Origin of the sequence: Streptomyces sp. NPDC093984, from assembly GCF_044764595.1 — a bacterium.
Taxonomy (GTDB): Bacteria; Actinomycetota; Actinomycetes; order Streptomycetales; family Streptomycetaceae; genus Streptomyces; species Streptomyces cynarae.
This window is the reverse complement of the sequence record NZ_JBIWIM010000001.1, coordinates 730,877-752,476: the sequence shown is the minus strand read 5'-3', so window position 1 is coordinate 752,476 and position 21,600 is coordinate 730,877. Positions and strand designations below refer to the sequence as shown.

Here is a 21,600-nt window from a genome sequence, read left to right as displayed (position 1 = left end):
CGGCTCTCGATCGGGCGGTGACGGGGTGTGTTCCGGGGCGGCTGAGCAGTCGTGCACCGCTGTTTCGGCCACGGCCGGGAACCTGCCGCGGGTCGCTCTTGTCCCTCCGCGGCGCGATGTGGTCTTGTGGAGCCAATTCGGATCTCGAAAGGGGCGAGAGTGGAGTCGACGGACGGCCGTGGACGTCTGCTCGCCATCAGCGACCTGCACGTCGGGTACGCCGAGAACCGCGCCCTCGTCGAGCGCATGCGGCCCACGTCGGACGAGGACTGGCTGCTGGTCGCCGGTGACGTGGCCGAGACCGTCGCCGACATCCGCTGGGCCCTGGAACTGCTCGCCGGCCGCTTCCGCAAGGTGGTCTGGGCACCGGGCAACCACGAGCTGTGGACCCACGGGAAGGACACCGTCACCCTGCGCGGCGTCGAGCGGTACGAGCACCTGGTGGCCGTGTGCCGGGAGCTGGGCGTGACGACACCCGAGGACCCCTACCCGGTCTGGGAGGGCCCGGGCGGTCCGGCGGTCGTCGCCCCGCTGTTCCTCCTCTACGACTACTCGTTCCTGCCGCAGGGATGCACGACCAAGGAGCAGGGGCTCGCCTACGCGCACGGCACCGGGATCGTGTGCACCGACGAGCGCCTGCTGCATCCCGACCCCTATCCCAGCCGCGAGGCGTGGTGCCGGGCCCGGGTGGCCGAGACCGAGCGCAGGCTGACGGAGATCCCCGGCGATCTCCCCGTGGTGCTGGTGAACCACTACCCGCTGGACCGGCACCCGACGGACATCCTTCGCTACCCCGAGTTCGCCATGTGGTGCGGTACCCGCCTGACCGCCGACTGGCACCACCGCTTCCCGGTGGCGTGCATGGTCTACGGCCATCTGCACATCCCGCGGACCACCCACCACGAGGGCGTCCGCTTCGAAGAGGTGTCCCTGGGATACCCCCGTGAGTGGGGCCCGCGCCCGCAGCCTCCAGGGGAGCTGCGGCGCATTCTGCCGATGGAGGACCAAGCAGGTGATCGAGGAGCTGCTTCCGGGGCCGGTCGCGGTCGTGGAGGCGCACGGCCGTGACGCGCTCGGCGACGGCGTCAGCCTCTACCCCGAGGAAGAAGCGGTCATAGCGCGGGCGGTGGACAAGCGGCGCCGGGAGTTCACCGCCGTACGGGCCTGCGCACGGCACGCCATGGAGAAGCTCGGAGTCCCGCCGCAGCCGGTCCTGCCCGGCGAGCGCGGCGCACCGCGCTGGCCGGACGGGCTGATCGGCAGCATGACGCACTGCGTCGGCTACTGTGCCGCCGCACTGGCCCGGGCCGGCGAACTGGCCTCGCTCGGCATCGACGCCGAACCCCACGACCGGCTGCCGGACGGCGTACTGGACGCGGTGGCCCTGCCCACCGAGCGGACCCGGCTGCGGGGCCTTGCCCACAGCCGTCCTTCCCTCCACTGGGACCGGCTGCTGTTCAGCGCCAAGGAGTCGGTCTACAAGGCGTGGTTCCCCCTGACCGGCAAGTGGCTCGACTTCCTCGAGGCCGATGTGGAGATCGACCCGGGCGCCGCCCTCCGGGCCCCGGACTCGCCGGACTCGTCGGACCCCCGGGCCGCTTCGGAGCCGTCCGGCTTCCGGCCCGCCCCGGACGCCTCCGGCGGCTTCCGGGCACGGCTCCTCGTGCCGGGCCCGCTGGTCGACGGCCGCCGCGTCGAGGCCTTCGACGGCCGCTGGACCGTACGCGGGGGCCTGCTCGCCACGGCCGTCGCCGTGCACCACTTCTGAGCCGCCCTCCGAGTCGTCCACCCGGTCATCGGGGGCACCAGTCGCCGAGCAGGCGGAAGAACTCCTCCTCGGTGCCCGTGAGCCCCGCCTCCGCCAGGGCCAGGTCCGCCTCGGCCAGCGCGGCGGTCGGGACCACGGGTGGTCGGTGCGCGTCCGGCGAGCCGTCGAAGGCGGCTCGTACGGTGTGCAGGAGACGCAGATAGGCCTGGACGGCGGCGCGCTGGCGGTCGGTCAGGACGGCGGTCGGCATCGGTCGGCTCTCCCCGGTTTCGGCCGTACGACGGGGCGTCGCGCGGCGGTTCGTGCACGGCACGCGCCGGCGGTACGCGGACGGCCGCCGCGCGCACCTCGGGCGCACCTCCCAAGCTTGCCGTCCGCCACTGACAATCCCGTTCGCCTCCCTGCGGGTTCGCCCGCTTAGCCGAGGCGAAACCCGGCCGAAATCCAGCGGGGAACACGCCCCCTACGCTGGTGAACAAGGGCTTTCACACGCCTTCGCGGCGGCCGGCGGAAGGGAGGCGGGCGGTGGAGGACGTCCCGGGCGGGCGCCCGCGGCGCGCACCCGGGCTGCGCCCCGTGGGCGAGGGCGAACTGCGCCCGCGCCACCGGATCGTGCACGGTTACCGGCGCGCCTATCGTCTGGCCGGCCAGGGCCCGGCGCTCGTCCTCATCCACGGCATCGGCGATTCCTCGGCGACCTGGGCGGAACTGATCCCCGACCTGGCCCGCACCCATACCGTGCTCGCGCCGGATCTGCTCGGCCACGGAGCCTCCGACAAACCGCGCGCCGACTACTCCGTGGCCGCGTACGCGAACGGGGTTCGCGATCTGCTCACCACTCTCGGTTTCGAGTCGGCGACCCTGGTGGGCCACTCGCTGGGCGGCGGCGTCGCCATGCAGTTCGCCTACCAGTTCCCCGAGCGCACCGAGCGGCTGATTCTGGTCAGCGCCGGGGGAGTGGGCCGGGAGGTCAACCCGGTGCTGCGGGCCGCCTCCTTGCCCGGAGCGCACCTGATCCTCTCCGCGCTCCGCCTGCCCGGTATGCGGCTCAACCTCGGCCTGTTCGCCCACCTGATGCGACTGCTGGACACCGATCTCGGCCAGGACGCGGCCGAGTTGCTGACCCTGGTGGACGCGCTGCCGGACGCGACGTCCCGCAGCGCCTTCATCCGCACGCTGCGGGCCGTGGTCGACTGGCGCGGCCAGGCGGTCACCATGCTCGACCGCTGCTATCTGACCGAGGGCATGCCCACCCTGCTGATCTGGGGCGACCGGGACGGTGTGGTGCCGGTGCGGCACGCCCACCGGGCGCACGAGGCGATGCCCGGCAGCCGTCTGGAGATCTTCGAGGGCGCGGGCCACTTCCCGTTCCACAGTGACCCCGCGCGCTTCCTGGCCCTGGTCGAGGAGTTCACCAGCGGCACACCCCCGGCGCAGTGGAGCCGCGACCACTGGCGGGCGCTGCTGCGGGCCGGCCGTCCCGGCACGTCCGGGAAGCGGGCGCCGGACAGGGACGCACGGGAGGCGAGCGAACGCAGCGCCACGTGACGGTCATCTGGTCGAAGCGCGGCCGCCGGCCGCCACCAGCAGGGCCGTCACAAGGTACGGCAGCGCGGCCCATACGAAGGCGGTGCTGTGCGCGGTGGCCGAGCTGACCGCCGCGTACGCGGCGTACACCGCCATCGTGGCCACGTCGGTGCCAAGGCTTGCCACCGAGGTCAGGGTGGCCCGGTGCCCGTCGTCGATGCGCACCTGGAGCCGGGCGTCGGCCAGCACCGTGGCCAGTTGGAAGCCACCGAAGGCGAGGCCCACGAGGACGAGGCCGGCCGGGGTCCGCAGCGCTGCGCCGATGGCCAGGGCGAGCGCGGCGCCCGCGAGGAGTCCGGAGAGTCCGGCCCGGCCCAGGCGTGCGCACGCCCCGGCCGACAGGCCGCCGGTCGTGGCCCCGGCCCAGACGAGGAGGAGCAGGTAGGGGACGGCTTCGTCGGGCACGCCGGTGCCCCGTACCAGGAGCGGGGTGTACTCGTCGAGCGCGCCCCACACGGCGCCCACGGCCGGGACGAGCAGCAGGGCTCCGCGCACGGACCGGTCGGCCCGGGCCTCGGCGAGCCCCGCCCGCAGCGTCGTGGCCCAGTCGCCGCTCCGTGCGGCCGGCGTCCGGTGTTCCGGCAGCCGGGCCGCCGTCGCCGCCGCGAGGAGGCAGGCCAGCACGCTCGCCGCGCCGACGGCCGGATAGCCGCCCAGGGCGAATACCGGGCCGGCGAGCGCCATCGCCGCCATCACGGCCACCAGCCCGGCCGCGCGGACCCGGCCCATGACGCGGGCGTACCGCTCGGCGGCGCCGAGTCGGCCCAACTCGTCGTACACGAGCGCCTCCAGCGCCCCGGAGCCGAGAGCTCCGCCGGCGCCCCAGAGGACGAAGCCGAGGGCGAAGGCCCCGTACGACGGGACGAGCACCCACAGGGCGAAGGCGACGGCGGTGAGGAGCGGGCCCAGCCACAGCAGCAGCCGACGGGAGACTGCGTCGGCCCAAGCGCCGGAAGGAATCTCCAGGAGTACGCCGGTGGCGGACCAGAGGGCGAAGAGAGAGGAGATCTGCCACAGCGACAGACCGGTGTCGCTGAACAGCAGCGCGTACACCGGGTAGAGCAGCACGAAGTCGTCGAGGAACGCGTAGCAGTACAGCTTCGCGGTCAGCCGCCGGATCCCGGTGGCGGCTACACGTGCAGGTGAGAGTGTCATGAGGCCTTCCCGCAGGGACAGTTCGGACGCCGGGAGCAGGGCGTCCGAGGCGGCCCTCGGGAGGCATGGCTGCGGGATCAATGTCGCCAGGTCATGGCACCGCATCGTAGGCGGCGGGTTCTTTGCGGCGCAGGGAATTGCGCACGACCGTCCGCCCGGCGTCCGTTCGCTGCCGTCAGCCGCTGTGCACGTTCGGCAGGAACTTCCCGCGGAGCCGTCCCGCCGTTCCCCCACCCTTGGCGATGTCCCGGCAGGTCACAGGGGGTGGGATCCCGTAAGGACGTCATCTGCCCGAAGATCGCTGGGGCGGGCCGGGGCGGCCGGGCACGGTGGTGTCGTGCCGACGGACCACGAGGGACCCACCGGGGGACCGTCCGCCGGCCGACGGAAGGGATCCACTGTGATGTCACGCAAGCGCATCGCCCTCGTAGCCGCCGGACTGGCCCTGGTGGGCGGCCTCGCCGCCGCACCGGCAGCGACCGGCGCACCGTCCGCCCGGTCTGCTCAGTCCGCCGCGAGCGTGGAGGCCGCGGCCAACAAGTGCTCCGGCTGGAAGGAGATCCATATCACCGGCGGCGCCGCCAAGTACATGGAGTGCACGAAGAAGGTCAACGGCAAGTCGTACGTTTCCGGCGCCTTCTACCTGTGGGACACCAAGCGCGACGGCAAGGCCGTCCAGGCGTATGCGGAGACGGACTACGACCACTGGTACGGCGACGACGTCACCTGGTCGCACTTCTACAGCTGGGCCGACGACACCCACCACAGCCCGAAGATCAGCACGGGCTGGCACCGGGGCGACGACTTCGGCCTGGTGATCGAACTCAAGTAGGCGCCTCGGCCTCGGTGACCACTTCGTCGGGCTGGTCACTGCCCGGTGGGCGGTTCGATCAGGTCGCTGGGGTCGGTGTTGGCGCCGCACAGCACGACGCAGACCTTCTCCCCTCTTCCGGGCCGGTAGCTGCGGATGGGGGCGTCGGGCCGGACCGGCAGGTCGCCGCCGGGCAGACGTTCGTCGGGTGAGGTGAGTGCGGCGAGGGCGGTCGCGGCGCCGTGTTCGACGGCCACCTTGCGGTGGTCCCACAGTGCCTTGCGGGCGCGGACGATCTCAGCGTCCGGGACCAGTACGGAGTGCACGCCGTCCTGCTGGGCGGCGTGCAGGGCCATGGCGGAGGCGCGGCGGGCGCCGAGGGAGTCGGCGGCGACGGAGTCGACGGTGACGTCGACGGGGCGGCCGGCCCGCAGGGCGGCGTTCAGCGCGCGGCAGTTGTCCGGCTCGACGGCCACGGTGCGGATGCCGTGGTGCCGGGCGGCGGTCGCGACGCCGGCGAACAGGCCGCCGCCGCCGACCGCGACCACCACCGTGTCCAGGCCGGGGATCTGCTGGTGGATCTCCTCGAGGAGGGTGCCGGCGCCGGCCGCGATCAGTGGGTGGTCGTAGGCGTGGGAGGTCAGGGCGTCCGTGGTGGCGGCGAAGTCCTCGCACGCGGCCAGGGCGTCGGCGTACTCGGTGCCGGTCAGCCGTACGTCGGCGCCGTAGGAGCGGAGCTTGGTGACCTTCACCTGCGGGGCGGTGGCGGGCAGGAAGACGGTGGCCTGGATGCCCTGCTGCTGGGCGGCCCAGGCGCAGGCCAGGCCGGCGTTGCCGCCGGAGGCGATCGTCACCCCGGCCTCGGGTAGGGTGCCGGCGTCGCGGTGGGCCTGGAGGAAGTTCTGCGCGCCGCGGGCCTTGAAAGACCCGGTGTGCTGCATGAACTCCAGTGCCAGCCATACCTGGCACGGCTGTCCGGGGCGGTCGTCCAGGGGGTCGCGTCGGCCGGTGCGGATCGCGCCGGGATCGACGGGGGCGAGGGTGACGGGGCGGATGCGGCCGGCGATCCGGTCGGTGGCGGCCTTGACGTCGCCGTACGTGAGCTGGTGCACGGTGTCGCTCCTGCGGGTGGGAGAGGGGTGACGACCAGGCTGAGCCGGCCGGTGGCGATCAGGCCGAGGCAGAACGCGAACGCGATCCGGTGCGCGCCCGCGGTTCGGCGCGACCGCCCCGACGGTCGTCGCCCCGCCCGCCTCGGGGACCGCACCGAAGCGCAGGTGCCGGGGCCGCGAGACGGACCGGCGACAGGAACTCCCGGCGTGGCGATACGCTGTACCGTACAGTGACCCGTATGCCTGGGCAACCCACTTCGCTGGACCGCGCGACACCCGAACGCATCGCCGAAACGGCGCTGTCGATCGTCGACCGCGACGGGCCCGGCGCGCTCAGCTTCCGCACCCTCGCCGCCGCGCTGGACATCTCCCTCGCCTCACTCCAACGCCGCTGCACCACCCTGGCGGGACTGCTGGACCTGGTCACCGACCAACTCGCCGCCCGCCTGCCCCACATTCCGCCGGGCACCGACTGGGCCACCGCCACAGAGGCCCGCTTCACCGCCCTGTACGAGCTGCTGACAGCCCACCCCGGCCTCGTCGTCCTGCGCGGCAGCCGGCCCTGGCTCGGACCGCAGTTGCTCAAGCGCCTGGTGGAGCCACAGCTCGCCGACTCGATCGCTGCCGGGATGACCCCGGAGGCCGCCATCACCGCCTATCGGCGGATGTACCTGCTCACCCTCGGCAGTGCCGGCTTCGTCGACCACCGCGACCCCAGAGCCACCCAAGCCGCCACCCGGACGGCACTGGCAGCACTCGACCCCGAGGAGTTCCCGGTGCTGACCGGGCACGTCGCCGCGATCCTGCCCGCCACCGTCGACCACGAGGTCTACTACGGCGCACTCCGCCAACTGATCCACGCCGCCGACCCGACACGCGACGGCGAAGGGAACCGGACATGAGCGTCAGGCCGGCTCACCTCCGGGGCCGGTCCCGTCTGCGCCTCCCCGCGCAATCCGCCCCCCGTCGCCAGGCGCCGAGTCGGTGCAGCCCCTCTGAGAGACAGGGGCTGCTACGCCGCACTCTCCCGGGCCTCGCCGTCCAGTGGGCCTTCCGCCGATCCCGTGACCGCCTTCCACTCGTCCGCGGTCAGCGGCGGCGCCGTCAGGAGCGGGCGGCGGGGGCCGCGCAGGACGGCGATCACGACGGCCGGTCGGACCAGTTCGCTCATCGGCTTCGACAGGGTGACCACGTCGAAGAACGCCTTGGCGACGAGCGGCCGGCCGGTCGCGGTGAGCATCAGCCGGTTGACGTACGCGCCGAGGACGCGGTTGGCAAGGCTCGGTGCCTTGCCGATCGCGCCCGGGTAGTGGATGTCCGTGCTGGTCGCGAACTCCCAGGCCGTCGCAACCGGACGGGCCACCGCCCGCTGCGCCCGCCGAGCGAGTCCCGGGGCGGCAGGCCCGTGCCGGGCCACGAGCTCGCCCAGCGCCACGGCACCCTGCGCGGCGACCGAGAGCCCGTGCCCGTAGACCGGGTTGTACGTGGCCACCGAGTCGCCGATCGCCACGAACCCCTCGGGCCAGCCGTAGACCTTCTCGTAGAACCGCCGGCGGTTGACCGTGCTGCGGGTGACGACCGGGTCCGACAGCGGCTCCGCGTGCGCGATCAGCTCGCCCACCACCGGATGCCGCACGCTCTCGCGCGCGAACGCCTCGAACTCCTCGGCGGTGGAGGGCGGTTCGCCACCCCGCGTGCCCGACAGCGTCACCAGCCACCGTCCGCCCTCGATCGGCTCGATGGTCGTGGTCCGCCCCGGCACCGGCACCGTCGCGTCCGACTGCACATTGACCAGTGGGAACTCCTCGGTGCCCGCGGGTGCCCGGAAGATACGGCTGGAGTAGACGAGCCCCGAGTCCACCTCCTCCAGCGGCGCCGCGGGCACGCCCAGGTCCTTCAGCCAGGCCGCCGCGCGCGAACCGCGTCCCGCGGCGTCCACGACGAGGTCGGCCGCCAGCACCCGCTCCTCGCCGTCGGCCGTCCGCACCCGCACGCCCGTCACCCGCGACGCGTCGCCCTCCAGGCCCAGCAGCTCGGTCCGCTGGAGCACCGTCACCCGCTCGCTCCCGGTGACGCGCTCACGCACCACCCAGTCGAGAAGATCACGGCTGCACGCGATCATGAACTGCATCTCGGGCCAGCGCCGGAACCAGCCCCGCGGCTGCAGCGACACGAGCCCCGTGGGCAGCGGGACGCGCCGGGCGCCCGCCGCGAGCCACGCCTCGGTCACCCCCGGCAGCAGCTGTTCCATGGCGCGGGCGCCCCCGGACCAGATCACGTGCACATGCCGGGCCTGCGGGAGCCCCTTGCGCGGTTCGGGGCCCTCGGGCAGCACATCCCGCTCGACGACGGTGACGTCGGCGTGGGCGCGCAGGGCCGCGGCGGCCAGCATGCCGGCCATGCCGCCGCCGATCACGACGGCTCGACGCGGTCTCGCGTCCGGGGAGGTGCTAGCGGGTTCGCTCATGGAAGTCGCTTCCTGGGCTGGTCCCGGCCGGCCCCCGGGCGGCCGCGACGACGGGTGACTGACGCAGGGCGACCGACATCCGCACGAGGTCGCGGGGGACCTCCAGGGACGCGGCGGGAGCGCTGTCCGTTCCCGCCGAGCTGATCACCCTGCCCTCCGGATCGGCGGCCCTCGCCCGCACGGCCGCCGCCACCATCGCCGCGTCGGCCTCGGCCTGCGCGTGGACGGGGTCGGAGCCGGCCGCCAGGGCGGCGGCGTAGGCGCGGGAGCGCACCTCGGAGTCGAAGTAGGGGTACAGGCCGAGCATGCCGTCGTGGATGTCGGACTCCCGCTGGGTGACCTGGAGTTCGACCGGCGACCACCAGGAGATGCGCACCCTGTGGTCCGCGTGCGCGGACACCGGCCGCAGCTCGCGCCACAGCGGCCCCAGCCGGCGGTAGGTCGTCCAGGTGCTCCAGCTGTCCCCGACGCGCTGGCAGGCCAGCGGAAGGCAGAAGCCGACCGCACTGATCTGCGCCCCCGCGGACGCCAGCACCGGCGCCGCGTCGCTGCTGAGATAGTCCAGGTCGTGGCCGTACCAGCGGGCGACGACGGCGGTGAACTTGGTCGTCAGATAGGCCAGGTTGAACAGATAGCCGGTCACGATGATCAGCAGTCCGACGCGCAGCCAGCCACGCACCTGCAGCGCCCAGCGCCCGCACATGAAGTTCATCGCGACGCCCGCCACGGTGAGCGCCAGCAGGTACAGCACGATCATCTCGCGCATGTACGGGGTGCGGGCGTAGTACGTGTCGAAGTCGACCAGACGTTCCACCGGGGCGTCGCCGAGCGCGAACAGCGTCACCAGGGCGACGACGACCACCCCGTACCCGGTGATGATCCTCCGGGTGGTGCGCCGGGTCTCCTCGGGCGGGCCGCCGCGCCAGTTGACGACGAGGACCAGGCAGGACGCGCTGAACGCGCTGAGCAGGCAGTACACCAGGGGTGCCGAGACATTGGTGATGCCGGTGAGGTCGTTGACCTTCGCGATGGTCGGGGGCGCGGCGAAGAAGAACACCAGGCCGGCCAGCGCCATCAGCGCGCACACCGACCTGAGCAGCGGATCGCGCCACGAACGGGCCAGCGCGGGCGCCTTGAAGGCGAGCGCCAGACCCATCGCCGCGGCCGGAATGTAATAGCTGGAACCGTCCATGGAATCGGCGCCCGCGCCCCTCAGCCCCGCGGTCCGCGATAACCGAGCGACGCCTCGATCCGCCCGGCCAGGTCGTCCCGTTTCACGGGCCCGCGCAGGGACGAACCGACCAGCCAGGTACGGCACTTGCTCGCCAGCAGCAGCCCGAAGCTCTCGGCGTCCTTCTCGTCGGCGAGGTCGAAGTGCGTGCGCGCGGCGACCTTGTGGACGGTGGCCCGCAGATCCGCCGTGTCGCTCAGCAGCCGCGCCGCGACCGCGGCGCCCTCCACATGGTGGCCGTGGTGCCCGGCGTTCATGTGCCACAGCTCGTGGCCGAGGATCACCAACTGGTGGTCGGGGGCGGTGCGTTCCTCGATGACGACGAGGTCCTGGTCGGCCATGTCGAGCCAGAGGCCGCTGGCCGTGCCCGGTGGGAAGGGAGCCGTGCGGAACTGGACGGGACGGCCGCGGCGTCTGCTCATGCCGTCGCACAGCGCGGCGTACAGGTCGGCGGGTTCCGCCGGCGCCGGGAGCGACAGCTCCGCGACCAACTCGCCGCACAGGCGGCGCATTTCCCTTCCGATGCCCACGGTTCTCTCCCGGATCACGACTCGGGCCGCTTGACGCTCTCCAGGAGCATGTCCAGCCACTCGGCGACCTTGTCCCGGTGCTGGTCGGTGGGCAGCTGGGCCGCCCGCCAGGCGATGCCGCGGACGCCGTGGTCCTGCAACAGCCGCTCCAGCGGGTCGTCGGCGGCCTCGGCCGTCGCGCGCTCGCGGTCCGCGAGCTGCTGGAGGAGCTCCTGCTCGGAGCGCTGGAGAGCGTTCGCGAGCGCCTCCGGGTCCTCGGCCGTGAGGAACCCGGCATGCACGCCGAAGAAGCGCTGAATTGCGTCGCAGTGCTCCATGGTGGGGCGCCGGTCGCCATTGATGAGGGCACCCGCCTGCTGCCGCGACATGCCCGCGCCGTCGGCGATCTCCTGCTGGGTGTACTTGCGCCCGTTGGGTTTGAGCCGGGTGCGGCGCAGCAAATCCAGACGCTGCAGGAAACGCGCCTGCAGGTCCGGCTCCCCGGCGGGCACTCCGCTCAGCAGGGCCTTCACCACCGGCTCCGGGACGCCGGACTCGACCGACAGCCGTGCGACGTCGAAGATCCGCTCGTACGGCACGCCCAGCCGGTCGGCGAGGGCGGTGACACGGGCCACGACGGCCGGCAGCAGACCCGGCGCCGCGGCTCCCGGCACCTCGAAGCCATCCGTCACCGACAGGTCTCCTACGTCTCGCTCAGGTCGTTGTTCTCGCTTGCCCGGAACCAAACGGAGAGTAGCCGTTCCCTCGAACAGACATCCAGGTCTCGCCACAACTGTGGCGAGATTCAGCCGTCAACAGACGCCAAATGCCACGATAGTTGACACGCCGGATGCGGGGCACCAGGATCAAGGCGCCACGTGAAGGCCGCAAGGGCAAGAGGGGTGACCTCCCGATGGCGTTTCAGGCAGGAGGGCAGCGGTCGCAGCCGCGATCCCTCCCCGAGAGTCCAGAAGCACGGGCGTATCTGCAGGACTATGCCACGCTCCTCGAGGCCGTCCCCTTCCCGTCCGTCGTCTTCGACCACCGCTGGGACGTGGTGCTCGCCAACAGCGCGTTCAGGACACTGTTCCGCGGGGTGGCATCCCATCCGACGGCCATGCCCTGCGACAACTTCCTGCGGTTCGTGCTGTTCCATCCGGACGCGGGCACGGTCCTCGGCGAGCACGAATCGAGCTGGTGCCTGCCGATGCTCGCGCACTTCGCCGCGGCCGTGGAGCGGCACGGGCAGGACCACGGGCTGCAGTCCATCCGCCGGGACATCGCCCAGGACCCGATCATGGAGGCCGCCTACCGGGACGGCCTGCCGCACTGGATCCGCGCGGCCGGACCGCACGCCGTGGAGCACGACGGGGCGGTGCGGCCGTTGCTGCACCCCGACCCGCGCTGGGGCACCGACTGCCGGGTGGTGGGGGAGACCCCCAAGACCCTGCAGGACATGGGGTACTCCCGGCTGACCCTGGTGCTGCGCGAGGCCCGCCGCCCGGCACCGGCCCCCCGCCGCCCGCGCCGCGCCCGGCACGCGGCGAACCACCTCAGCGTGGTGCCCGAGCTGCCGGCGTAAGGCTGCTGCGGAGGCCCCGGCTCCGTCGGTGTTCAGGTCACCGACGGCGCCGGGGCTCGTTCTTGCCGTGCGTCAGCCCTCGCGGTCGCCGGGCAGGCGACAGTACGGCGGCGGGACCCGGTGCGGCGGCAGCATCCGGTACGGCGGCGGCAGGACCCGGTGCGGCGGCGGGACCCGGTACGGCGGCAGCATCCGGTACGGCGGCGGCAGGACCCGGTGCGGCGGCGGGACCCGGTACGCCGGCAGGCCCTACAGAGTCACCCGTAGTGCGATGAGCCGAGCCGTCGATTCCTGGACGCACCGCTCGGCCAGTTCCCTGGCCGCATCCCGGGCCCCGTCCTGCACGGCGCGGACGAGGGAGCGGTGGCGGCCGGCCACCTCCTCGCGATAGGCGTCGTCCCCGAGGACGAGACACAGCAGTGCCCCGACCTCAGTCTGGAGCGCGATCTGTTCACGGGTGAGCCGGGCCGACTGCGCGGCGGCGGCCAGCTCCACGTGGAACCGGCCGTAGACGCGACTGCGCGCCGCCGCGTCCCCGGCCGCCGCGAACTCCTCCAGGGTGCGCCGCAGGTGCTGCAGGTCGTCCGGTTCGGTGCGCTCGGCCGCGAGCCGGGCGGCGGCACCGGAGACGGCCGTCCAGTGGTCGCCGAGGTCGCGCAGCTCCTCCGTGCTCCAGCCGGCCAGCCGCTGCCTGATCCGCTCCTCGGCCGGGTCCGCGGGCAGCGAGACGAAGCTGCCGCCGCCGCGCCCCCGTCGGGTGGTGACCAGCCCCTGCTGCCGCAGCGCCATCAGCGCCTCCCGCAGGGTCACCGTGGACACGCCGAGCTGCCCGGCCAGCTCCGTCTCCCCGGGCAGCTGCTCCCCGTCGGCGAGCAGCCCGAGCTCGATGGCGTCGCCGAGCCGGCGGACGACCGTCTCCACGCGCGCCCGGGTGTCCACCGGAGCGAACACGGCTCTCCGGGCGGCGCCGTCCCTGTTCTGCCTCACGGCCACCACCTTGTGCGTTGACTCAACCTTTACCTTAAGAGGGTCTTGAGCTTTGAACTATGACTTCATATCTTTACGACCCTAGGTAAGAACGGAAGAGTGCTCCAGAAAGGTTCCCGTCCATGGAGGGCAGCGCGATCCGGCTGCAGGGCCTGCGGAAGGAGTTCGGCGGCACCAGCGCCGTGGCCGGGGTCGACCTGGAGATATCCGACGGGGAGTTCTTCTCGATGCTCGGCCCGTCCGGCTCCGGCAAGACGACCGTCCTGCGCATGATCGCGGGCTTCGAGAGCCCCACCTCCGGCACGGTGGAGCTGGCCGGTCAGGACGTCACCGGCCTCGCCCCCTTCGAGCGGGACGTCCACACCGTCTTCCAGGACTACGCGCTCTTCCCGCACATGACCGTCGAGCAGAACGTCGCCTACGGCCTCAAGGTCCGCAGGGTGCCCAAGGCCGAACGGCTCCAGCGGGCCCGCAAGGCGCTCGCCGACGTACGCCTCGAAGGCTTCGGCAAGCGGCGGCCGAGCCAGCTTTCCGGCGGCCAGCGCCAGCGGGTCGCACTCGCCCGCGCCCTCGTCGGCCGCCCCCGCCTCCTGCTGCTCGACGAGCCGCTCGGCGCCCTCGACCTCAAGCTGCGCGAGCAGATGCAGGTCGAGCTCAAGGCCCTTCAGCGCGAGGTCGGGATCACCTTCGTGTTCGTCACCCACGACCAGGAGGAGGCCCTGACGATGAGCGACCGCATCGCCGTCTTCAACCAGGGCCGCATCGAACAGATCGGCACCCCCGCCGAGATCTACGAGCGCCCCGCGACCGCCTTCGTCGCCTCCTTCGTCGGCACCTCGAACCTGCTGCAGGGCGAGGCCGCCGAGCGGGTCACCGGCGCCCCGGGCACGTACAGCATCCGGCCCGAGAAGATCCGGGTGCTGAAGGAGTTCGCCCTCGCCGACGAGCCCGAGCACTCCACCGCCACCGGCACCGTCGCCGAGGTCGTCTACCTCGGCGACGCCACCCGCTTCCTCGTCGACCTCGACGCGGGCGGCCGCCTCACCGCGCTCCAGCAGAACCTGGAGACCTCCTCCGAGGACGTCGCCGCCTACCGAGGCACCCGGGTGCGCCTCACGTGGCACCGCCGCCACGCCGTCCAGGTCCCCACCGCCCGCTGACCATCCCCCACGCCAGGTCACCGTCACGTATGGAGAACGTCGTGCGTCTCACCCGAACCCTCCAGGTCGCCGCCAGTGCCGCGGTGCTGCTCGCGGCCACCGCCTGCGGCTCGTCCGGCTCCGGCTCGGGCGGCTCCTCCTCGTCCACCGGCCTCAACCCGCCCGACCTCGAGGCGCAGTCGAAGCTGGGCAAGACCGAGGGGCAGGTCAACCTGATCGCCTGGGCCGGCTATGTCGAGGACGGCTCCAACGACCCCAAGGTGAACTGGGTCGGCGACTTCGAGAAGCAGACGGGCTGTCAGGTCCACTCCAAGGTGGCGGCCAGCTCCGACGAGATGGTCAAGCTGATGAAGACCGGCGAGTACGACGCCGTCTCCGCCTCCGGCGACGCCTCCCTGCGCCTGATCGCCTCCGGTGACGCCGCCCCGGTCAACACCGACCTCGTGCCGAACTACAAGGACGTCTTCAGCGACCTGAAGCTGCAGGCCTGGAACTCCGTCAAGGGCAAGGCGTACGGCATCCCGCACGGCCGTGGCGCCAACCTGCTCATGTACAACACGGAGAAGGTCAAGCCCGCGCCGACGTCCTGGTCCGCCGTCTTCGACGACGCCGCCAAGTACAAGGGCCATGTGACGGCGTACGACTCCCCGATCTACATCGCCGACGCGGCGCTGTACCTGAAGGCCACCAAGCCCGAGCTGAAGATCAAGGACCCGTACGCGCTCGACCAGAAGCAGTTCGACGCGGCCGTCGACCTGCTCAAGAAGCAGAACGGATACATCGGCGAGTACTGGGGCGACTACCTCAAGGAGGTCTCCGCCTTCAAGAGCGGCGACTCCGTGGTCGGCACCACCTGGCAGGTCATCGCCAACCTGGCGAAGAGCGAGGGCGCCAAGGTCAACGCCATCGTGCCCAAGGAGGGTTCGACCGGCTGGTCCGACACCTGGATGCTCTACTCCAAGGCCAAGCACCCCAACTGCGCCTACCAGTGGATGAACTGGATCATCTCCCCGAAGGTCAACGCGCAGGTCGCCGAGTACTTCGGTGAGGCCCCCGCCAACGCCAAGGCGTGCGAGCAGACCAGCGACAAGAACTTCTGCACCACCTTCCACGCCGCCGACACGGCGTACTGGAAGAACATCGCCTTCTGGAACACGCCCATCGAGCAGTGCCTCGACGGCCGCAGCGACGTCAAGTGCGTGCCGTACGCCAAGTGGGTCCAGGCCTGGACCGAGATCAAGGGCTGAGGCACGACGATGACCGCCACCGCGCAGGCCGCCGGACGGGCCCCCGTTCGGCGGCTCGCCGGGATGCTGCACCGCCGCCCGCGGCTGCGGCTGTCCCTGCTGCTCACCGCCCCCCTGCTGTGGCTGGCCGTGCTCTACCTCGGCTCGCTCGCAGTGCTGTTCGTCTCGGCGTTCTGGACGACGGACTCCTTCACCTCCGAGGTGGTGAAGGTCTGGTCGACCGACAACTTCCACGCGCTGCTGACGACCTCCGTCTTCCGCCAGGTCATCTGGCGCAGCATCGTCGTGGCCCTCGCGGTCACCGTCCTGTGCGCGGTGATCGCCTTCCCGCTCGCCTTCTACACGGCGCGCGTCGCGAAGCCCAGGTGGCGACCGCTGCTGGTCGTCGCCATCCTCACCCCGCTGTGGGCGAGTTACCTGGTCAAGGTGTACGCGTGGCGGCTGATCCTGTCCGAGGGCGGGCTCGCCGACTGGATGCTGAAGCCGTTCGGGCTGAGCGGACCCGGGTTCGGCCTCCCGGCGGCGATCATCACGCTGACGTACCTGTGGCTGCCGTACATGATCCTGCCCGTCCACACGGCACTGGCGCAGATGCCCGCCAACCTGCTGGACGCCTCCGCCGACCTCGGGGCGCGGCCCGGCCGGACCTTCCGCTCGGTCGTCCTGCCGATGGTGCTGCCGTCCGTCGCCGCCGGCTCGGTCTTCACCTTCTCGCTCAGCCTCGGCGACTACATCACCGTGCAGATCGTCGGCGGCAAGACCCAGCTGATCGGCAACCTCGTCTACTCCAACATCGAGCTCAACCTGCCCATGGCCGCCGCGCTGGGCACGGTCCCGGTGGTGGTCATCGTGCTGTACCTGCTGGCGATGCGCCGCACCGGCGCGCTCAGCAGCCTGTAGAACTCCCGAGCCACCACAACTCGGCAGCCTCCAGAAGAGGTCCCACGTCATGCAACTGTCCCGTTCCGCGCGCATCGCGCTGCGCATCGCCGCCGGGCTCGGCTTCGCGGTCATCTACGTCCCGCTCGCGCTCGTCCTGGTCAACTCCTTCAACCCGGACCGCAGCGCGAGCTGGCCCCCGCCCGGGTGGACGTTCCACTGGTGGTCGGTGGCCTGGGAGAACGCGGGTGCCCGCAGCGCGCTTTGGGTCTCGGTGAAGGCGGGCCTCGGCGCCACGGCCATCGCGCTGGTGCTGGGCACGCTCATCGCGTTCGCGGTGGCCCGGCACCGCTTCTTCGGCCGCGGCACCATCTCGTTCGTGGTCGTCCTGCCGATCGCGCTGCCCGGCATCGTCACCGGCATCGCGCTCAACTCGGCGTTCAGCACGGTCCTTCAGCCCCTCGGCGTCGGTCTCGGCCTGTTCACCGTGATCGTCGGGCACGCCACCTTCTGCATCGTCGTCGTCTTCAACAACGTGGTCGCACGGCTGCGCCGCACCTCGGGCTCCTACGAGGAGGCGGCGATGGACCTGGGGGCCGACACGTTCCGCGCCTTCGTCGACGTGACCTTCCCGCTGGTGCGCTCGGCGCTGTTCGCGGGCGGGCTGCTCGCGTTCGCGCTGTCCTTCGACGAGATCGTGGTGACGACGTTCACCGCGGGCCCCGGCATCGAGACCCTGCCGATCTGGATCTTCAACAACATGACACGCCCTCAGCAGGCGCCCGTCGTGAACGTGGTGGCGGCGGTGCTGGTCCTGCTCTCGGTGATCCCGATCTACGTAGCCCAGCGACTGTCGGCGGACACGGCGACGGAGAGCCGGATCTAGGACCGGCCCCGGCCCCGGTCCCGGCACCGGGGCACCGGGACCGGCACTGGTACATGGGCCCTGGGACCGGTCCTGCGTACATGGGCCCTGGGACCGGTCCTGGATACGGGCACTGGGGCCGGGTCCTGCTACCGGGGCACGAGGACCGAGGGCTGCGGGGCGGGCCCGTAACCCCCCGGCCCATCGGGGAACGCCCGTCGGTCAGAGGTCGAGCACCAACCGCCCGCCCCGGCACCGCGACACGCAGATCATCATCGTCTCGCCGGACTCCCGCTCCTCCGGCGTCAGCACCGAGTCCCGGTGGTCCGGGGTGCCCTCCAGGACGTCGGTCTCGCAGGTGCCGCAGGTGCCCTCCGTGCAGGAGAACAGCACCTCCACGCCGGCGTCGCGCACGGTGTCGAGGACGGAGACGTGCGGCGGGACGGTGAGCGTACGGCCGCTCTGCGCGAGGACGACCTCGAACTCCCCGTCGTCCCCGGCCGGTCGCTCCTTGGGCTGGAACCGCTCGACGCGCAGCGTGCCGGCGGGGCAGCGTTCCTCCACCGCGTCCAGCAGGGGGCCGGGGCCACAGCAGTAGACGAGCGTGCCGTCGGGCACGTCGTCCAGCACCGAGGCCAGGTCCAGCAGCCCGGTCTCGTCCTGCGGGGCGACGGTGACCCGGTCCCCGTACCGCTCCAACTCCGCGGTGAACGCCATGGAGCGGCGGGTGCGGCCGCCGTACAGCAGGGTCCACTCGGCGCCCGCCGCCTCGGCCGCGGCGAGCATCGGCAGGATGGGCGTGATGCCGATGCCGCCGGCGATGAAGCGGTAACGGGGGGAGGCGTGCAGGGGGAAGTGGTTGCGCGGTCCCCGCACGCGCACCTTGTCACCCTCGCGCACCTGCTCGTGGACGTGAGCCGACCCACCCCGCCCGTCTGCCTCGCGGAGCACGGCGATCCGCCAGGCCTGCCGGTCCGCGGGATCGCCGCACAGCGAGTACTGCCGCTCCAGTCCCGGCCCGAGCAGGACGTCGACGTGGGCGCCCGGCTCCCAGGCCGGCAGTTCCTCGCCCAGCGGGTGGCGCAGGGTGAGGGCGATCACGCCCTCGGCCGCCGGCTCGCGACGGTCGACGACGAGTTCGGCTTCGTACGCGGTCATGAGGTGGTTCCTCGGGGCTGGTGTCCTTCGGGGTGGGCGAGCATCCACTCCCACATCTCCACCGGGTCCTGGGCGGTGTGCTCGGCGCCGCAGTGGCAGGTGCCGTGCAGGATGTCGGTGCCCGGGAGCCAGTCGATGCGGTAGACCTCGCGCAGCGCAGAACCGGGGGGCGTGCTCACTGGACCTTCTCCACCGGCTTGTCGCCCTCCTCGACCAGCCGGGCGAGGATACGGCGGGCGGCGAGACCGCCGGTGTCGATGTTGATGCTCAGCTCCTGGTAGCCGGCCCGCTCGGTGCCGAGCGTCTTTTGCAGCAGGTTGAGCGCGTCGACGTCCTGCATGACGACCGTGTGGTTGAAGTCGTGCAGGAACGTGGTGACTTCCTCGTCGTCCTTCGCGAAGTCCCGGGAGACGGCCCAGAAGTCGTACACCTTGCCGTCGGAGGACGGGGTGATCGCGTAGGTGATCTCGGTGTGGAAACCGTTCGGGTCGCTGCCGTCCGGCTCGGGCAGCACGCCGACCGGCGCGATCCGGCTGTGCAGCAGGTAGAGGCAGGGGGCGTGGTACTCGATGTCCTGCCAGCGGGTGATGCGGCCCTCGATACCGGTGGAGCGGGCGTAGAAGGGCGGGCACTCGGCGTCGTCCATGTGCCGGCTGACCCGCACGATGCCGGCGCCCTCGTCGACCTCGGTGGTGATCGGCGTCTCGGCGACCTCCGGGGTGCCGATGTAGCCGCCGTGCAGATACGTCTCGTGGGAGAGGTCGAGCAGGTTGTCGACCAGCAGGCCGTAGTCGGCGTCGATCGGCTCCATGCCGCGCACCGTGACCCAGTCCGGGGAGTCGAGGTGCTTCGCCCGCGGGATGGTGCCCGCGTCGGCGAGCGCCGGGTCACCGATCCACACCCACACCAGGGAGTCCTGCTCGACGACCGGGTACGAGGCGACACGGGCCGTACGCGGGATGCGCTTCTGCCCCGGCACGTACACGCAGGCGCCCGTCGTGTCGTACGTGAACCCGTGGTACCCGCAGACGATGCGGTCCCCGTCGAGCCGGCTCTCCGAGAGCGGGAAGCGGCGGTGGACACAGCGGTCGGCCAGGGCGACCGCGGTGCCGTCGTCCTCGGTGCGGTAGAAGACGAGCGGCTCACCGAGGATCGTACGGCCGAGCAACTCGCGCCCGACCTCATGGCTGTAGGCGGCGACGTACCACTGGTTCCTGGCGAAGGCGGTCATGTGAGGCATGGGGGCTGGCTCCCGTCTCTCTGTCGTGGCGACATGGTCCGGAAGGGGCTCGCAGGGGCGCAATACGGCTTCCGCCTCACGGAAGGATCGATCTAAAAGGCCTGTTCACAGGGCTGATTGGAGTGACCGGCGTGCTTTTGCGGCCGGCGAGCAGCTCGTCGCGCGCCTCACCGAGGCCGCGTCAAGCACACGCGTACCTGCCGAGGCGTCACCCGGGCGACGCCTCGGCAGGGCGAACGCGGCTCGCCGTGGGTCCTCGCAGTCGCGCCGCGGAACGGCGCCCGACGGACCCGCCGTGGGGAGTGTTCAGAAGCCGGTCAACGTGATCTTTCCGATGGCCTTGCCCGACTCCAGGACGCGGTGCGCCTCGCGCAGGTGCTCCGCGTTGATCGTGCCGAGGTCGGTGGTGGCGGTGGTGGTGAGGATCCCGGCGTCGACCAGGCGGGCGATCTGGGTGAGGATGTGCCGCTGCACTGCCTGGTCGGGTGTCTGGTGAAGCGAGCGGGTGAACATGAACTCCCAGTGGAACGAAATGCTCTTGGACTTGAGCAGGCCGATCTCGACCGGGCCGAAGTCGTCGATGGCGACGAGCCGTCCGAGCGGCTTGAGGATGTCCGCGTAGGCGGCCAGGTTCTGGTCCGTGCTGGCGGTGCTGAAGACGAAGTCCACTCCGTCCGGTGCCGCCTCGGCCACTTGCGGGGCCAGGGGCTTGCGGTGGTCGACGACGTACGACACCCCCATGCGGCGGGCGAACTCGGTGGTCTCCGGGCGCGAGGCGGTACCGATCACCGTCAGGCTGGTCAGCGCGCGCGCCAGCTGGGCCACCATCGCACCGACACCGCCCGCGGCCGCGGTGACCAGCAGGGTGCCGGTCTTCTCCAGGGCGCCGTCGCGCAGGCCGAGGTGCTCGAAGAGGCCCTCCCACGCGGTGAGCGACGTCAGCGGCAGGGCCGCAGCCTCGGCGAAGGAGAGGGTGGCGGGCTTGTGGCCGACGATGCGCTCGTCCACGGCGTGGAAGAGGGCGTTGGTGCCGGGCCGGTCAATGGCTCCGGCGTAGAAGACCTCGTCGCCGACCTTGAACGCCTCCACCTCGTCGCCGACGGCGACGACCGTGCCCGCGGCGTCCCACCCGAGGACCTTGGGCTCGCCGCCCGGGTCGTTGTTCTGCCGCACCTTGTAGTCCACCGGGTTGACCGCGATGGCCTCGACTCGTACCAGCAGGTCACGGGGGCCGGGCCGCGGCACCGGCAGCGTGACGTCGACCAGGCTCTCGGCGTCGTCCACGGGAAGGCTCTTGCGGTAGGCGACCGCCGGCATGGTGGTCGGGATCTCACTCATCTCTTGCTCCTTGTGGTGCCGCGGGTGCTGGCTGCGGCGATAACGTAACTCCGGGGAGGTAGTAACTTGCAACGGCACCTACTTCCCGATGGGAAGTAAGCTGGTAGAGGTCCAGGCACGAGGGAGGACGCGACCGTTGGTGACGACATGCACATCCGAACGACACGACCACCACGACGTCTATGCGGCCCAGTGCCCGTGTCGTGAGGTGCTGGATCTGCTGGCCAACAAGTGGTCGGCACTGGCGATCGGGGCGATGGAGGAGGGGCCCCAGCGCTTCGGAGCGCTGCAGCGGCGCCTGGAGGGCGTCAGCCCCAAGGTGCTCACCTCCACTCTCCGCCGCCTGGAGGAGAAGGGGTTCGTGGACCGGACCATCTACCCCGCGGTGCCGCTGCACGTGGAGTACGCACTCACGGACCTGGGACGCAGTGTGGCCCGGCCGCTGGCCGAGCTGCGGCTCTGGGTGGAGGACCACGTCGACGAGATCGCCTAGGAACGCCGTCT

23 protein-coding genes are annotated in these 21,600 nt (G+C 71.8%); 11 read left to right on the top strand and 12 right to left on the bottom strand.

Annotation, left to right across the window (positions count from 1 at the left end; genetic code table 11):
- Positions 1 to 159: 159 nt before the first annotated feature.
- Together ACIRC0_RS03540 and ACIRC0_RS03535 are read left to right on the top strand one after the other, a co-directional pair.
- Positions 160 to 1,068 carry a metallophosphoesterase family protein gene (locus tag ACIRC0_RS03540; protein WP_403610648.1) on the top strand — a complete coding sequence of 303 codons (909 nt, stop codon included), beginning with the start codon at positions 160 to 162 and terminating at the stop codon, positions 1,066 to 1,068.
- Entirely contained in the window at positions 1,013 to 1,768 is a 756-nt protein-coding gene (locus tag ACIRC0_RS03535; RefSeq protein WP_403610646.1) for a 4'-phosphopantetheinyl transferase, read from the top strand. The genes ACIRC0_RS03540 and ACIRC0_RS03535 overlap by 56 nt, the downstream gene beginning before the upstream one ends.
- Positions 1,769 to 1,793: 25 nt before the next feature.
- Here ACIRC0_RS03535 and ACIRC0_RS03530 read toward each other — a convergent pair whose 3' ends face one another.
- Complete coding sequence (locus ACIRC0_RS03530) at positions 1,794 to 2,018, bottom strand: hypothetical protein (RefSeq protein ID WP_403610643.1); 225 nt, start codon at positions 2,016 to 2,018, stop codon at positions 1,794 to 1,796.
- A gap of 275 nt (positions 2,019 to 2,293) precedes the next feature.
- Here ACIRC0_RS03530 and ACIRC0_RS03525 point away from each other — a divergent pair, with 275 nt between their 5' ends.
- On the top strand, positions 2,294 to 3,316 hold the full coding sequence (locus ACIRC0_RS03525; protein ID WP_403610640.1) for an alpha/beta fold hydrolase: 1,023 nt from the start codon (positions 2,294 to 2,296) through the stop codon (positions 3,314 to 3,316).
- Between the two features lie 3 nt (positions 3,317 to 3,319).
- Here ACIRC0_RS03525 and ACIRC0_RS03520 read toward each other — a convergent pair whose 3' ends face one another.
- Entirely contained in the window at positions 3,320 to 4,510 is a 1,191-nt protein-coding gene (locus ACIRC0_RS03520) for an MFS transporter (RefSeq protein WP_403610637.1), read from the bottom strand.
- A gap of 403 nt (positions 4,511 to 4,913) precedes the next feature.
- Between ACIRC0_RS03520 and ACIRC0_RS03515 the strand changes: the two genes are divergently transcribed.
- Entirely contained in the window at positions 4,914 to 5,342 is a 429-nt protein-coding gene (locus tag ACIRC0_RS03515; protein WP_403610634.1) for a hypothetical protein, read from the top strand.
- Positions 5,343 to 5,377: 35 nt separating this feature from the next.
- On the opposite strand, the gene ACIRC0_RS03510 is transcribed toward ACIRC0_RS03515, so the two are convergent.
- A complete protein-coding gene (locus ACIRC0_RS03510) occupies positions 5,378 to 6,433 on the bottom strand; it encodes a threonine/serine dehydratase (protein WP_403610632.1) in 1,056 nt (351 codons plus the stop codon).
- Positions 6,434 to 6,672: 239 nt separating this feature from the next.
- On the opposite strand from ACIRC0_RS03510, the gene ACIRC0_RS03505 reads away from it, so the two are divergent.
- Positions 6,673 to 7,335, top strand: coding sequence for a TetR/AcrR family transcriptional regulator C-terminal domain-containing protein (locus ACIRC0_RS03505; protein ID WP_403610629.1), 663 nt, complete (start codon positions 6,673 to 6,675; stop codon positions 7,333 to 7,335).
- Positions 7,336 to 7,445: 110 nt separating this feature from the next.
- Here ACIRC0_RS03505 and ACIRC0_RS03500 read toward each other — a convergent pair whose 3' ends face one another.
- The 4 genes from ACIRC0_RS03500 to ACIRC0_RS03485 are packed head-to-tail and all read right to left on the bottom strand — an operon-like array spanning position 7,446 to position 11,332.
- Entirely contained in the window at positions 7,446 to 8,900 is a 1,455-nt protein-coding gene (locus ACIRC0_RS03500) for an FAD-dependent monooxygenase (RefSeq protein ID WP_403610626.1), read from the bottom strand.
- Positions 8,884 to 10,092, bottom strand: coding sequence for an MAB_1171c family putative transporter (locus ACIRC0_RS03495; protein ID WP_403610624.1), 1,209 nt, complete (start codon positions 10,090 to 10,092; stop codon positions 8,884 to 8,886). Before ACIRC0_RS03495 ends, ACIRC0_RS03500 begins: the two co-directional genes overlap by 17 nt.
- Positions 10,093 to 10,112: 20 nt before the next feature.
- Positions 10,113 to 10,643, bottom strand: a complete 531-nt coding sequence (locus ACIRC0_RS03490) for a toxin-antitoxin system, toxin component (RefSeq protein WP_366026182.1) — start codon at positions 10,641 to 10,643, stop codon at positions 10,113 to 10,115.
- A 32-nt stretch (positions 10,644 to 10,675) separates the two neighbouring features.
- Positions 10,676 to 11,332, bottom strand: coding sequence for a helix-turn-helix domain-containing protein (locus tag ACIRC0_RS03485; protein ID WP_403610621.1), 657 nt, complete (start codon positions 11,330 to 11,332; stop codon positions 10,676 to 10,678).
- A gap of 221 nt (positions 11,333 to 11,553) precedes the next feature.
- Between ACIRC0_RS03485 and ACIRC0_RS03480 the strand changes: the two genes are divergently transcribed.
- Positions 11,554 to 12,222: a hypothetical protein gene (locus ACIRC0_RS03480; RefSeq protein WP_403610618.1), complete on the top strand. Its 669-nt coding sequence runs from the start codon at positions 11,554 to 11,556 to the stop codon at positions 12,220 to 12,222.
- Positions 12,223 to 12,471: 249 nt separating this feature from the next.
- Here ACIRC0_RS03480 and ACIRC0_RS03475 read toward each other — a convergent pair whose 3' ends face one another.
- Entirely contained in the window at positions 12,472 to 13,209 is a 738-nt protein-coding gene (locus tag ACIRC0_RS03475) for a FadR/GntR family transcriptional regulator (protein ID WP_403610616.1), read from the bottom strand.
- A 122-nt stretch (positions 13,210 to 13,331) separates the two neighbouring features.
- Here ACIRC0_RS03475 and ACIRC0_RS03470 point away from each other — a divergent pair, with 122 nt between their 5' ends.
- Genes ACIRC0_RS03470 through ACIRC0_RS03455 form a run of 4 tightly spaced genes read left to right on the top strand, consistent with a single transcriptional unit; the run spans position 13,332 to position 17,381 of the window.
- Positions 13,332 to 14,369, top strand: coding sequence for an ABC transporter ATP-binding protein (locus ACIRC0_RS03470; RefSeq protein ID WP_403610614.1), 1,038 nt, complete (start codon positions 13,332 to 13,334; stop codon positions 14,367 to 14,369).
- 41 nt (positions 14,370 to 14,410) lie between these two features.
- The gene (locus ACIRC0_RS03465; protein WP_403610612.1) at positions 14,411 to 15,616 is read left to right on the top strand and encodes an ABC transporter substrate-binding protein; all 1,206 of its coding nucleotides are present in this window, start codon (positions 14,411 to 14,413) and stop codon (positions 15,614 to 15,616) included.
- 9 nt (positions 15,617 to 15,625) lie between these two features.
- On the top strand, positions 15,626 to 16,516 hold the full coding sequence (locus tag ACIRC0_RS03460; RefSeq protein ID WP_403610610.1) for an ABC transporter permease: 891 nt from the start codon (positions 15,626 to 15,628) through the stop codon (positions 16,514 to 16,516).
- Between the two features lie 49 nt (positions 16,517 to 16,565).
- Entirely contained in the window at positions 16,566 to 17,381 is an 816-nt protein-coding gene (locus ACIRC0_RS03455; protein WP_200420407.1) for an ABC transporter permease, read from the top strand.
- A 201-nt stretch (positions 17,382 to 17,582) separates the two neighbouring features.
- Here the strand turns inward: ACIRC0_RS03455 and ACIRC0_RS03450 are convergent, their stop codons facing one another.
- From ACIRC0_RS03450 to ACIRC0_RS03435, 4 genes are all read right to left on the bottom strand, one after another.
- Positions 17,583 to 18,518, bottom strand: coding sequence for a PDR/VanB family oxidoreductase (locus ACIRC0_RS03450; protein ID WP_403610605.1), 936 nt, complete (start codon positions 18,516 to 18,518; stop codon positions 17,583 to 17,585).
- On the bottom strand, positions 18,515 to 18,697 hold the full coding sequence (locus ACIRC0_RS03445) for a hypothetical protein (RefSeq protein ID WP_403610603.1): 183 nt from the start codon (positions 18,695 to 18,697) through the stop codon (positions 18,515 to 18,517). Before ACIRC0_RS03445 ends, ACIRC0_RS03450 begins: the two co-directional genes overlap by 4 nt.
- Complete coding sequence (locus tag ACIRC0_RS03440) at positions 18,694 to 19,758, bottom strand: Rieske 2Fe-2S domain-containing protein (RefSeq protein ID WP_403610600.1); 1,065 nt, start codon at positions 19,756 to 19,758, stop codon at positions 18,694 to 18,696. The genes ACIRC0_RS03445 and ACIRC0_RS03440 overlap by 4 nt, the downstream gene beginning before the upstream one ends.
- Before the next feature lie 306 nt (positions 19,759 to 20,064).
- Positions 20,065 to 21,096 (bottom strand): zinc-binding alcohol dehydrogenase family protein, encoded by a 1,032-nt coding sequence (locus ACIRC0_RS03435; RefSeq protein ID WP_403610597.1) that lies wholly within the window; start codon positions 21,094 to 21,096, stop codon positions 20,065 to 20,067.
- Positions 21,097 to 21,235: 139 nt separating this feature from the next.
- On the opposite strand from ACIRC0_RS03435, the gene ACIRC0_RS03430 reads away from it, so the two are divergent.
- The gene (locus ACIRC0_RS03430; RefSeq protein WP_403610595.1) at positions 21,236 to 21,589 is read left to right on the top strand and encodes a winged helix-turn-helix transcriptional regulator; all 354 of its coding nucleotides are present in this window, start codon (positions 21,236 to 21,238) and stop codon (positions 21,587 to 21,589) included.
- Positions 21,590 to 21,600 lie beyond the last annotated feature (11 nt).